This window comes from Streptomyces sp. NPDC059917, assembly GCF_042730635.1.
Lineage (GTDB): Bacteria > Actinomycetota > Actinomycetes > Streptomycetales > Streptomycetaceae > Streptomyces.
Map to the genome: position 1 here is coordinate 56,298 of NZ_JBHWLC010000023.1, position 12,909 is coordinate 69,206.

The 12,909-nt window shown below is 74.1% G+C and carries 7 protein-coding genes and 1 pseudogene; 3 read left to right on the forward strand and 5 right to left on the reverse strand.

The genetic code is table 11. The annotated features are described in order from the left end of the window. Together ACFWAR_RS16010 and ACFWAR_RS16015 are read right to left on the reverse strand one after the other, a co-directional pair. Nucleotides 1-2,341 (reverse strand): annotated as a pseudogene (locus ACFWAR_RS16010) (hypothetical protein); the annotation flags it as partial. Then, nucleotides 2,338-3,771 (reverse strand): esterase/lipase family protein, encoded by a 1,434-nt coding sequence (locus ACFWAR_RS16015; RefSeq protein WP_385777387.1) that lies wholly within the window; start codon nt 3,769-3,771, stop codon nt 2,338-2,340. The pseudogene ACFWAR_RS16010 and the gene ACFWAR_RS16015, both read right to left, overlap by 4 nt. Nucleotides 3,772-4,101: 330 nt before the next feature. Between ACFWAR_RS16015 and ACFWAR_RS16020 the strand changes: the two genes are divergently transcribed. Both ACFWAR_RS16020 and ACFWAR_RS16025 read left to right on the forward strand, forming a co-directional pair. Further along, nucleotides 4,102-4,371, forward strand: a complete 270-nt coding sequence (locus ACFWAR_RS16020) for a hypothetical protein (protein WP_385777389.1) — start codon at nt 4,102-4,104, stop codon at nt 4,369-4,371. A gap of 380 nt (nt 4,372-4,751) precedes the next feature. After that, complete coding sequence (locus ACFWAR_RS16025) at nt 4,752-6,008, forward strand: cytochrome P450 (RefSeq protein ID WP_385777391.1); 1,257 nt, start codon at nt 4,752-4,754, stop codon at nt 6,006-6,008. 42 nt (nt 6,009-6,050) lie between these two features. Here ACFWAR_RS16025 and ACFWAR_RS16030 read toward each other — a convergent pair whose 3' ends face one another. Then, nucleotides 6,051-8,126, reverse strand: a complete 2,076-nt coding sequence (locus ACFWAR_RS16030) for an FUSC family protein (RefSeq protein ID WP_385777393.1) — start codon at nt 8,124-8,126, stop codon at nt 6,051-6,053. Between the two features lie 145 nt (nt 8,127-8,271). Between ACFWAR_RS16030 and ACFWAR_RS16035 the strand changes: the two genes are divergently transcribed. Beyond that, entirely contained in the window at nt 8,272-9,276 is a 1,005-nt protein-coding gene (locus ACFWAR_RS16035) for a BtrH N-terminal domain-containing protein (protein WP_385777394.1), read from the forward strand. 4 nt (nt 9,277-9,280) lie between these two features. Here the strand turns inward: ACFWAR_RS16035 and ACFWAR_RS16040 are convergent, their stop codons facing one another. Next, nucleotides 9,281-10,534, reverse strand: a complete 1,254-nt coding sequence (locus ACFWAR_RS16040) for a serine hydrolase domain-containing protein (protein WP_385777396.1) — start codon at nt 10,532-10,534, stop codon at nt 9,281-9,283. Between the two features lie 149 nt (nt 10,535-10,683). After that, entirely contained in the window at nt 10,684-12,783 is a 2,100-nt protein-coding gene (locus tag ACFWAR_RS16045; RefSeq protein WP_385777398.1) for a DUF11 domain-containing protein, read from the reverse strand. Between the last annotated feature and the right edge of the window lie 126 nt (nt 12,784-12,909).

Genomic DNA, 12,909 nt, shown 5'->3' on the forward strand with positions numbered 1-12,909 from the left:
CGGTGTCGGGGTTGGCCTCGGTGAGTGTGCGGTAGATGGTGGCGGCTTCTTGGGCCGGGGGGAGTGCCTCGTTGCGCCGTCCGACTTCCGCGAGCCGGAGGGCGAGGTAGCTCAGTGACATGGCGAGGTCGGGGAGGTAGGCGTCAGGATTGGCCTCGGCGAGTTGCCGCAGCGCCGTGACCCCGGGGCCGCCGGCGGCGAGGGCGTGATCGGGCAGGTGGCGCTGTAGGTAGGGGTTCGCCAGGTCCGGCAGGGTGCCCCCGGCCGTCTGTTCCAGGGTCAGGTCCACGAACGAGCGGAGGATGGACAGTGCGGGTGGGCCGCTGTCCCCGGCGGGAGTGGAGGACGCTTTCCGGAGGTGCGTGATGAGCTCGCGGTGGTACAGCCGGTAGACGGCCTGGTGGCCGTCGCTGTCCTCGACGATGTACCGGCCGTAGTGGGCCAGGAGCCAGTCGATGTCCGCGGGCCCGTACGCGGTGTCGTGCCGGCTGACGGCCCGGGCGGCGGTCTGCCAGACGCCGTGGGCGGGCATGCCCTTGCCCGCGGCCCAGGCGAGTGCGGCGAGGAGGTCGTCCGCGGCGTGCGGCAGGTCGTGCCCGTCGCGTCGCAGGGCGGTGCCGGTGGCCAGGTCCCGGGTCAGGGCGTCGGCGATGGTGGCCGGGATCTGCTCGCGCCACGGCCGGTCGGGGGAGTCGGCCAGGTCGCGGGCGAGCGCGGACGCGACGATCCGGGCGAACAGGAACCCGCCGCGGCTGTTGGCCGCCCGTTCGGCGAGGACCGGGGCCACCTCCCGCGCCGTTTCGACGGGCAGCCCGTCGACCGTGAGGCGTTTGCGGACGTAGTCGGCGATGTCGGCGGTTGTGTCGGGCTGTTGGTCGAGGTCGAGGACCTTCACGGCGGCGCCCACCGTGCGGGTCAGCGCCGCTTCCAGGGTCTCGCCGGGTTCGAGGTGGGGCCGGAACGGCCGATCCCGCGAGGCCAGCAGTACGGTGCACAACCGGCTCAGGGGAACCAGTAGTTGGTCGGCGATCGGATCCGACTGCCCGGGCGTGGCCTCGTCCAGGCCGTCCAGCACCAGGACGTGGCGCCGTGCGCCCTTGGCTTCGAGTCCTTCCAGGTCGGCGATCAGCCCGGCGGGGGTCTTCGGCTCGGGCAGGCCCAGCTTGTCCGCGAGCGCCGCGGCCAGGTCCGGTACGCCCATGCCGCGCAGGTGCAGGGCGGCGTCCACGCTGCCCTGGCCCGGGTCCGGGTCGTCCTCCGTCAGGGGAGCGTGCTCCATGACGGCGGCGCGTTCCTCCGGGTGGGACAGCGCCGCGATGCGGCCCGCGACGGCCGACTTCCCTGCTCCGGCGCTGCCGGTCAGCAGCAGCATCCCCGGCGCGCCGGTGGCGAGCCAGGTGGTGATCTCCTCGAGGGCGAGGCGCCGCCCGGTGAAGAACCAGCCCTCCTCGGTGGGGTCGATGCCCCGGGCCGCGAGCACCAGGTGTTCCACCAGCGCCTCACCGGCGCGCCGCCGCCACAGCGGGTTGTGGAAGATCGGCTTGGGTCGACCGGTGGCCGCCCAGGCGGGGACCTGCCCGCTGTCGCGGCACTCCTCCATGGCGGCCTGGGCCAGGGTGTCCCCGGTGATGCCTTCGTTGCGCACGCTCCACTCGTGCCGGTACCGGCCCGATCGCGGCTCGGCTCCGCTGCCGTCGCCGGCTCCACTGGGGCCGTCGCGCAGCAGGCGCAGTACGGTCTCCAGGAGCAGCCCCCGGCCCCCCGCGGCCTTCTCGTGGGCCTGGCAGGCGGCCAGGACGCCGAGCCAGGAGGTGCGGGGTTCAGGCAGGGTGCGGTTGCTCCAGGCGGTCAGCGCGTGGTCGACGGCGCCGAGGGCCCCGGCGGCGGAGTGGCAGGTGTCGAGGAGGATGAGGATCTGGTCCGCGCTGCTGGACAGGATCTGACCGGCGAGGCGTTCGGGGTCGTAGAACAGGTCGGGGGTCCCCAGCTCCTCCTTCGCCGTCGCGCGGGTGATGAGCTGGAGGTTCCTCTTGTCGTCGAGCTCCGCGTGTCCGGACCAGGCGACGACGGCCGGGCCGTGGTTCCCGTCGGCGCGCCAGCGCTTGCGCCACGCGTTGAGAGCGTCGACGAGAGCGCCCTGTCCGAGGTTCTTCAGGACGGTCGGCCGGTAGCCGAACGGGGCGAGAGCCTCGGCGAGTTCGTCCACCTGCTCGACGGCGCCGGGCAGCGGCCGGAAGGCCGGATCCTCGTAGCGGTCGTACACGGTCGCCAGGAACGTGCCCGGGACGGATGCGGTGCCGGACGCGGCGCCGACCGCGTCGGCGTGCTCGCTGGGGGTCATGCGTCGCCTCCGATGAGGGTCAGTGCGGTCACCGCGGTGTCCTCGTGGTCGCGCGAGGCGTGGACGGAGACCCGGTACGCTCCCGGCCCGAGGCGGGGGAAGGCCCTCGTGTAGCGGCCCCCGCCGAGGTTGCTCAGCGTGCCCGACACCGAGACGCCCTCACCGGTCACGGTGGCCCGGACGGAGAGCTCGTCCCCACCGTCGCGCTCGGTGGCGACCTCGACCCGCACCGGCAGCGGCGCGCCCGACGCCAGGTAGTCCGGTACGCGCACGCTCAGCGGATAGGCGGCCGTCGCGCCGCGGTAGACGCGGGGCGCGGGGGCGAGCCAGTCGAACAGGTCCTCCAGGACCCCGGGGTGGCCCTTGATCGCGCCGTGATGGGCGAACGAGGCCCGCACCGTCGGGTCGTCCATGGGCAGTTCGGCGGGGTAGGCGGCGAACCGCGGCACCCGCCCGTCCCCGCCCTCGTCGTGGCCCTCGATGGTCTCGATCAGCCGCAGGCGCTCGCCCTCCAGGGCGGCCGTCGTCGGGGTGGGCTGCCGTACGCCGACCACCGGCAGGCAGAGCCGGTCCGTCCCGCCCCGCCGGATCCGCTGCACGGCCGCGCACCGGATCTCGGCGTGGAACCGCCCGGCATCCTCCAGGAGCAGCGGATCCACACCGTGCAGGCCGCCGGCGATCTCCTTCGGGTACCGCAGCCCGTCCGGGCCCTCCAGGCAGGCGTAGTCGGGAGTGAGCTGGTGGGTGGACGGGAGGCTGCGTCCGAAACCGCTCAGATCCACCCCCAGCCGCTCGCCGCCGATCCGGTGCCCGTTGACCAGCGACTCCAGGGCCCCGATCGAGCCCCGGTGCGGGGTCCCCAGCGTGATCAGTTGCCGGGTCACCTCCGCGCCGCCCGCGCACTCCACGTAGTACCGGCCCACCAGCCCGCCCATGGAGTGGCACACCAGTCGCACCCGGGCGTCCGCGCGGTGCGGGGCGGACTCCCGCCACCGCCCCAGTGCCTCGTCCACCCGGGCGGCCAGCTGCCGTGCGTTGTAGCGGCACGACAGCCGCCAGTCGTAGGCGAACTCGACCAGGTTCACCGGAGCGTCCGCTCGATCGCCCGGCAGCGCACGGCGCAGCGTGAACGTGCGTTCCAGCCAGCCGAGCAGGCCGCTGTAGCCGTTGACCAGCGGCCACACCCCGGGCAGCGCGTGCAGGGACGGGACGAGCCCGACCGCCGTCACGCCGTCCCCGGGGTGCCCGTCACCGAGGTCCTTCGGAAGTCGAAGGCCCTTCACGGACCCGGCGAAGGTCCGGATGCCCTGCCAGACCGCACCGGCCGACGCGCCCCACACCTCCCTGCCGTCCACTGCCAGGCGGCTGCCCAGAATGCCCGGGACCACCACCACCAGGTCCCCCAGCGGCTCGCGTCGCACCGTCCCCACCCCCGCGCTCCTCAGTACCCCGCCGGGGCCGTCACGGCTGCGCCCCGGACCGTCGTTCCCGGGCCCGGTCCGGGCCTCCGGCAACTCTCCGCGTGATAACTACCAGACGCGCGGACACCGTGACCCTTCAATCGGACAAGTCGACTCTCCCGTAGGAATCGGGTCGCGGACCGGGTCGTGGATTCGGTCGTGGACCGGGTCGGGTCGGCGGGGCGTAAGAGCACGGGGCCCGGAGGCCCGGAAGGCGTTAGAGCGGCGAAATGTCCTTTTCTCCTAGGTTCGTGGTGTCAGTCGGACAGCCCGACGGACAGTCACTCCAAGGAGCTCCCCATGAAGATCAGCAAGCGCATCGTCGCCACCTCCGCCGCGGTCCTGCTCGGCACCGTCGCCTTCGGCGGCGCCGCGCACGCCGCGGACGGCCACGGCGGAACCCCGGGCAAGGACTCCCACCGGCAGCGGACGGTCCACGCCGCGCCCGGAACCGACCACGTCCCCGCGCAGAAGATCCGGCCCGCCTCGAAGGACAACCCGTACAGCCAGACCGTCGAGGCGGCTCCGGGCACCGAGCACACCGGCGCGGGAGTCCTGGCGCAGAAGTGACGCGGCGGGGCGCGGCGGCCCACCGGCCCGACGCACGGGCTGCCGCGCCCTGGACTCCGCGATCCACCGTACGTACGCCGCCGTGCCGGTGCAGTGTGAACGGGGCGTACCAGTGGGGCGTGTGTGGCGCTATAACGGGCACATGATCTTCCACATCGCTGCGCCGCCCTGCCGGTCGGCGGCGCCCGAACGCCCTTGTGAACCAGCGGTCTTGAAGGTGTACGGGGCACGGTGCCGTGCCGAGGGGTCCCCCGGCGGCGGGGGAGTGACATCGTGCCACCCGACCGGTCACCCCTGCGGGTGACCGTGCCCGTCACCGCACCCCCGGCCCCGCTCCCGGGCCGCCGCCCGCACCCGCCGCACCGACAAGGAGTGCCCGGATGACCCACGCCCGCCCCCACGCCGACACGGACGCCGAGCCCACCGGCCCCGAGACCGTCCGCAGTTGCCCCTTCCGCCACGACGTGGCCCTGGAGCCGGACCCCGCCATGGCGGGGCTGCGGGCCCGGGCGCCGATCACGCGCATCGCCATGCCGTACGGGCAGGGCGACTGCTGGTTGGTGACCCGGTACGCCGACGTGCGCACCGTCACCTCCGACCGCCGTTTCAGTCGGGCCGCACTCGTCGGACAGGACTTCCCGCGCACCACCCCGGTCCCCGTCGTCGCGGACGGGTCGATCAACCTCATGGACCCGCCGGTGCTCAACCGGGTCCGCCGCCTCGTCATCGGCGCCTTCACCATCCCGGCGGTGGAGGCCGTGCGGCCGTGGGTCCGCACGACGGTCGACGGCCTGCTGGACGCCATGGCGGCCGCCGTGGCCGAGGCCGGGCGCGCGGATCTGGTGTCCCACCTCGCCCACGAGATCCCTCTGTTGACGATCTATCAGTTGATGGGCGTGCCAGAGGAGGACCGGCCCCGGCTGCGGGCGTGGGCCACCGACATGACGTCGATGCACCCCGACGGGCGGGCCGCGGCGGTCGGGGCCGAGGCGCGGCTGCGCGCGTACTTCGGTGCGCTCTCGCTCGCCCGCCGTCGGCGTCCCGGAGGCGATCTGATCAGCGCGCTCGCCACCGCGCGGATCGGGGAGGAGACCCTGACGGAGGACGAACTCGCCGTCCTGACCATGCTGCTGGTGGTCACCGGGCACGACACCACGGCGCACGCCATCAGCAACATCGTCTACACCCTGCTCACCCACCCGGACCGGCTGGAGCAGTTACGGGCCCGGCCCGCACTGCTGCCGCAGGCACTGGAGGAACTGCTCCGCTTCATCCCGTTCCGCCAGGGGGTGGGCACCCCTCGGGTGGCGCTGGAGGACGTCGAGCTGGGCGGGGTGCTGATCCGGGCCGGTGACACCGTGCAGGTCTCCTACCTGACGGCGAACCGGGACGGCTCGGTGTACGACCGGCCGGACGGGATCGACTTCGAACGCACCGAATCCGCCCCGCACATGGCCTTCGGCTACGGCGGCCACCACTGCCTGGGATCGCACCTGGCCCGCATGGTCCTGCAGGTCTCCGTCGCCTCGCTGCTGCACCGCTTCCCGGGTCTGCGGCTCGCGACCCCGGCCGAGGAGGTCCGCTGGAACGTCGGATCCCTCTGGCGCCACCCCCTCGAGCTGCCGCTCACCTGGTAGGGATCAGCCGGTCAGGTACCCGGGCCGCCCGGGCGGGTCCGTTCAGCGCGGCGCGCCGGGGGCGGTCCAGCGCTCCACGTCCCGGGTGAGCGAGTCAAGCCAGGCGAGGGTGGCGAAGAACCGGGGCGGGGCGAGGTCCGGTGCCGCCGTGCCGGTGCGCACCGCTTCGGCGGGCGCCGCCCCGGGCGCCCCGCGCATCAGCGCGGCCACCGCGCCCGCGCGCTCGCGCAGCCACCTGCCCTCGGCCCCGGCCAGGGGGCGGCCGCCCCGGCCGAGCAACCGCCGCGATCCCCACAGCACGTGATGGCCCGTCAGGATCGCGGCCTGCCAGTCCGTCGCGCCGCCGACGGCCGGCCGGGGCTCGCTCTGGTGCTGTGCGAACGCCGACTCGGCCAGCGACAGGGCGAGTTGGAGCGGGCGGTCGTCGGGGACGGTCCCCGGTCCGCCCGCGGCCACCCCCGCCGTGGCGGCCTCGACGGTATCGGCCGCGCGCGCCAGCATCAGGGCGACCGCCCGGTGGAGTTCCTCCTGCGCGCCCCGTGGCCAGGCCAGCAGTCCGAAGACGGTGCCGATCAGGCTGCCGATGACCACGTCCATGATCCTGACCTCGGCCAACCGCCAGGTGACGGGCGCCAGCTGCGCGAAGACGAAGGACACGACGAGGGTGAACATGCCCTGGGACCAGCCCACGCCCCGTACCGGCCCCACCGTGAAGGCGACGAGCATGACGAAGGGCAGGGCCACGGCGTACACGGTGGTCCGCCCGCCGACCAGGGTCAGGAGCGCCGCGGTCACCAGGGCGCCGACGAGCGTGCCGGTGAGCGCCAGCCGTACGGTCGCCCGGGTCTGCGCGGCCGTGGTCCGGGTCAGGCTGAGCACGGCGAGCATCGCCCAGAAGCCGTGGGGAAGCGACTCCACGCCCGCGACCGTACGGGCCGCCGCCAGGGCGAGGCTGATCCGGACGGCGTTCTGGAAGTGGACGGACCGGGGCCCCGCGTGGGCGGCCAGCCGGTGCCACCACAGACGGGGGGCGCGCTGCCCGGCGTACCAGAAGCGGCCGGGATCGGTCTCGGCCGGTGGGTCGGCCCGGCGGCCCCGCACGGCCAGCTCGGCCGCCGTGGCGAAGGCCAGCGCGGCGTCGGCCGCCTCCAGCGTCGCGGCCCGGCGCAGGCCCCGGGCCGCCGTCGTGGGTCGCTCGTCCGCGCCCGCGGCCCTCGCCCGGGCCCGTACGCGCCGCAGCGCGTCGTGGGCGTCGTGGGCGTCGGCCGTGCGGGCCGGGTCGATCGCGTCGGGGCCGCGCAGGAGGGCCGCGGTCCCGGTCGCGCAGCGGGCCAGCGCGGACAGCAGCTCCGGTTCGGGGTCCGGCGGCCGCTCGCCCGGCGGCGGCGCGGGGAGGTTCACCAGTCGGTTGAGGAGCGTCCGGGCGGCCAGCCCCGCGTGGCTGAGGGCGCGGTCCCGCAGCCCGGGCCCCGCGGGACGCTCGGCCTCCGTGACCCGGAAGGGCCGCAGGGACTCCCCGGCGGCCGGGGCGGCCAGTGCCGAAGCGGGGGACAGCCGGTACGGCTCGCGTTCCAGCTCGACCGCGCAGCGGGCCGCGGTCACGGCGGCCCGGGCGGCCAGCTCCCGGTAGGCGGGGGCGCGCCGCTCGGGCAGGACGAACGCCTCGGCGAGGACCAGCAGCGCCAGCCCGAAGGTGACTCCGGCGAGCCGCTCGACCAGGGTGTCCGGGGCGTAGGGCGGGAAGCACGGCAGGATGTAGAGCAGCTGCAGTCCGGGGGCGGCCCCCGCCGCCCTGGGGCCGGCGGCCGCCGCGAAGGCGAGCAGGAAGCCGATCACCAGCATGCCGGCCACGGCGCTCCAGGTCCGCACCGCGAGGTAGCTCCCGACGGTGACCAGCGCCCAGGCGACGGGCGCCGTCCGCACCAGGGCGGCCGCCCGCTGCCGCCCGGTGCCGGGGACGTGGGAGAGGGCGGCCATCGAGACCACCCCGAAGAGCGCGTACGTCGCCGCGACGGGCCGGTCCAGCCCGTACAGGCACACGAAGAACGCGGCGCACGCGGCGAGCGTGGTGCGCAGCGCGCGCCGCGTCGTGCCCGTCGGCCCACCGTGGACGCCCATGACTCCAGCATCGGACCGTCGGCCGGGAGCCACCACACGCCGCACTGACCGATATGTCAGTCAGCCCGGCCGGGCATGGGCGGGGGACGGGCGGTGCCCCGCACCGGGGGTCGGTCCGCCCCCGCCGCGCGGCTAGGCTGGGCGCATGACTGTGCTCGTGTACGAAGACTTCGGTACCGGACGCCACCGGGAAGCCTCCCTGATCCGGCACGCCCTGGGCAGCGTCCACGACGAGGAACTCGTCGCGGGCCTCGCCGGGGGCGTCGGCTTCATGTACTTCGTCTTCGAGTACGAGGGCCGCGCCCCCATCGCCACCATTGTCGCCCAGGCCCACCCCGAGCCCTGGGTGCAGGTCGCGCTCGGCCGCCTGGGAGTCCCGTACGACGCCACGCGCGCGATGAAGCCCCGCTGGGGCCGGGTCCGGGCGGCGCTGGACGAAGGCCAGCCGGCGTTCTGCGTCGTCGACCGCTCCTCCCTGCCCTGGCACGAGGCCGACCCGGACGCCGAGATGACCGGCGCCGACCCGCACACCGTGGTCATCGCCGGCTACGACGGCGACGACCTGCTGATCGAGGACGGCGCCGAAACCCCGTACCGGATCGACCGCGAGGAGTTCGGGGCGGCCTGGACGGCGCACCGCAAGGGGCGCCACCAGCTGATCGTGCCCACCGGGCCGCCCGAGGGGGAGCCGGACGTGGACGGGGCGATCGCCTCGACCGTCGGCCACTTCACCGGGCCCGTCCTGGGCAACCAGTTCGACGTGAACTTCGGCTTCTCCGGGATGGAGAAGTTCGCCGCGCAGCTGCGCGACCGCACCACCCGGACCGGATGGGAGAGCCGCTTCGGCGCTTCCCCCGAGGCCCTGCGCGCCGGTACCGGGCGGCTCCACGCCTGCCTGGAGGAGGAGTGGACCGCCCCGGGGGCGACCCGGCCGCTGTACGCCGACTTCCTCGACCTGGTCGGGCGCCCCGAGGCGGCCGGACTCTTCCGCGAGTCCGCCCGCCACTGGTCGGAACTGGCCGTGCTCGCCCGGGACGCCGACGCCGGGGCCGACGCGGAGGGGCGCGGCGCGCTCTTCGAGGCGCTGGCACAGCGGGTGGACCGCTGCCTGGAGCTGGAGGGGCAGGCCGTCCGGGCGCTGGCGAAGTAGCGGTTCAGCCGCTCTTCTTGGGGACCAGCGGTTTGTGGCCCGGGTACACGTGGTCGGGGGTCACGATCTGCGTGACCGCCTCGCCGAAGAGCGTGCTGGGCTCCTGACCCTTGGTCTCCACGTCGGTGTTGAGGACGATGACCATCGTGGCCTGGGCCTGCGGCAGGTAGACGGTCAGGGTCTCGTAGCCGGGCAGCGAGCCGTTGTGGCCGATCCAGCCCTGCACGTCGAAGATGCCCAGCCCGTAGCCCGCTCCCGGAATGTCCATCGCGGTGGTCTTCAACCGCTCCGCCTGGGTCGCGGGCGTCAGCAGGGTCCCGGTGGCGAGCACCCGTGCCCAACCGCGCAGGTCCTGGAGGTCGGAGATCATCGCTCCGGCGGCCCAGGCCCAGGAGGGGTTCCAGTCCGTCGCGTCCGCGATCTTCCCCGAGGCCGTCTGGTCGGTGTAGCCGTGCGCGTGCGGATCGGGGAGGCGCGCGTCCGTCGGGAAGAGCGTGTCGCGCAGCCCGGCGGGCTCCAGCACGTCCTGCGCGATGACCTCGTGCAGCGGACGCCCGGTCACCTTCTCCACCACCAGGCCGAGCAGCACCAAGTTGGTGTTGGAGTACTCGAACTTCGCGCCGGGCGCGAAGTTCACCGGGTGCTTGAAGGAGTAGTCCAGCAGCTGCTGCGGTTCGAAGCTCTGCGCGGGATCGCCCTCGAACGCCTTGATCATGCCGGGGTCGAGGGTGTAGTTGAACAACCCGCTGCGCATGCCGGCCAGTTCGCGCAGGGTGATGCGGTCGCCGTTCGGCACGCCGGGGACGTACGTGCCGATGGTGTCGTCCAGGCCGAGCTTGCCCTGGTCGACGAGCTGGAGGAGCGCGGTGACCGTGAAGGTCTTGGTCTCGCTGCCGATGCGCACGCGCAGATCGCCGCGCATCGGCTCGCCGGTCACCTTGTCGGCGACGCCGAAGCTCTTCACGTAACTGCCCTTGCCGGGGGCCCACAGCCCCACGGTCGCTCCCGGCACCCCGGTCTCGCGCATGACCTCGCGCACCGCCGCGTCCAACTGCGCGGCGACGGCCGCGTTGAGCTGCGGGAAGGCGGCGCCCGTACCGGGTGAAGCGCTGGCGGAGGAGGAGGGGGAGGAGGCGGAGGGGGAGGGCGGCGGGGCGGTGGCGCCGTACGCCGAGGCCGAAACCGCCGTGATGACGAGCACGCCCGCCGCGGCGGCGGCCGCGCAGGCCCGGCCCAGCCGGATGTGGGTTGGCTTCACCGCACGATCTCCTGTCGTCCGAGGACCCAGGTGAGGGAACACAGCCACACCACCGTAGGCCCGCCCCGTACCCGCCGCGAGGCGGGACGGAGCGGGCCCGTGCCCGCCCGGCGCGCGCGGCGCCGGGCGGGCGGGATACCGCTACGGGGTCAGGGGGTCGTCTTGCCGACCTCCAGGTCCGCCGTCGGGTCCTTGACCTTTCCGCCGGGCGGGCCGGCGGCCGCGCTCGTGTTGTTCGCGGTGTTGGGGTCGTGGGTGAGGGAGTCGACGGTGGCGGTGTTGCGGATGTCGGAGCCGTTGCCGGTGTACTCCGGATCCAGCTTCACCTTGATCACCCAGGTCATCGAGGCCCCCGGCGCCAGACTCGGCAGCGGGCCGCAGGTGACGGTCCGTCCGGAGGTGCACGTGGCGTCGCCCGAGACGAAGCTCAGCGCGGTCGGCAGCGTGTCCGAGACGGTGATCTGCTCGGCCTGGGAGGGGCCGTTGTTGGTGACGGTCAGGGCGTAGTCGAAGGTCTCGCCCGGGGCCACGGGGGCGCTCTGGACGGGCTTCTTGGTGATGGCGAGGTCCGCCGCGGGGTCCGTGACGTGCCCGCCGGGCACGGTCGCGGTGCTCTTGTCGTTCCCGCTCGCGGGGTCGATGTTGTCGGCCGTCACCTGGGCGGTGTTCTTCAGGTCACTGCCGTCACCGCTGTACGCGGGATCCACCTTGACGGTGAGCAGGTACTCGACGGTCTCGCCGACCTTGAGCGGGGCCGTCCGCTTGCAGGACACCAGGTGCCCGGCGACGGTGCACCCGGCGGGCGAGGACGCCACGTACGAGAGGCCCTCGGGGAGGTTGTCGGAGAGCTTGACGTTGAAGGCGTCGGCCGACGGGCCGTTGTTGGTGACCTTGATCCGGTAGTCGAAGGTCTCGCCCGGCACCGGCGGCTTCGTGCCGACGGCCTCCTTGGTCACGCCCAGGTCCGCGGTCGGCTTGTTGACCTTGCTGCCGGGCAGGCCCGCCGGGCTGCTCGTGTTGTTCGCGGTGTTGGGGTCCTTGGTCCGCGAGGTGGCGGTCGCCGTGTTGCGGATGTCGGATCCGTCGCCCGTGTAGCCGCTGTCGAGGCGGACGGTGAACCGCCAGGTGCGGGACCCCGTGGGGTCCAGCACGGCCACCGGGCCGCAGCTGACCGTGCCGTTCGTGGCCGAGCAGCCGTCGGGGGAGGAGACGAAGGCGAGCTGCGCGGGCAGCTTGTCGGTGACGGTGGTGTCGAGGGCCCGGGAGGGGCCGTCGTTGTGCGCGCTCACCACGTACTCGAAGGTCTGCCCCGGGGCGATCGGGGTGTCGTCGGCGGGCCGCTTCGTGGTCCACACGTCGGCCTGCGGCTCGGTGACCCCGCCCGGCGGGAGCACGGCGTGCGAGGTGTTGTCGGCGGGCTCCGGGTCCTTGGACGCGGACGAGGAGGTCGCGGTGTTGCGCAGGTCGCTGCCGTCACCGGCGTAGGCGGCGTCCAGCTTCACCTTGAAGGTCCACACCACCTCGCCGCCCGGGACGAGCCGGGCCAGCGGTCCGCAGGTCACGGTCCGTCCGGACGCCGCGCACGGGTGGGCCGAGGACACGAAGGTCAGGCCGTCGGGCAGGGTGTCGACGATCTTGACGTTGCGCGCGTCGGACGGCCCCTTGTTGGTCGTGGTGACCGAGTACTCGTACTCCTGGCCGGGGATGGTCGGGCCCGCACCGAGCGGGGTCTTGACGGTGGCCAGGTCCGAGACGGGGTCGAAGGGCCCCGGCGGCAGCACCGGATCCGGCTTGTTGTTGCCCGGATCGGGGTCGGTGGCGTCCGAGGTGCCGGTCGCGCTGTTGCCGAGGTCGGTGCCGTCGCCCTGGTACGAGGGACTCAGCCGCGCGTGGAAGGTCCAGCTCTTCGACTGCCCGGCGGCCAGCTGCGGTTCGGGCCCGCAGGTGACGGTCTGGCCGACGGCGGTGCAGCCGTCGGAGGAGTCCACGAAGGAGATCCCGGCCGGGAGCTTGTCCGTCGCGGTGACGTTGCGGGCCACCGACGGGCCCTTGTTCTTCGCGGTGAGCGTGTAGGTGATCAGGTCACCGGGGGCCTTGGCACGCCGTGCCGTCACCTCGACCGTCTGCCCTCCCCCGGGCAGTGCGGCGGCCGCGGCAGCGGCGGGGACCGGTCCGGTCCACAGGGCCGCGGCGCAGAGCAGTGGGGCCAGGGCCCACACCACCGGCCGCCGGCCTGGTGTCGTCGTCATCGCGCATCGTTTCCGTTTCGTGCGGGGGGAGGGAGCGGGGGAACACGGACCGTACGGAGCGCTGCGCGCGCGTACGGGAGTCGGTGGGGGAGCGGGGCGGTCGAGCGGGGCTGCCGGGCGGGGCCC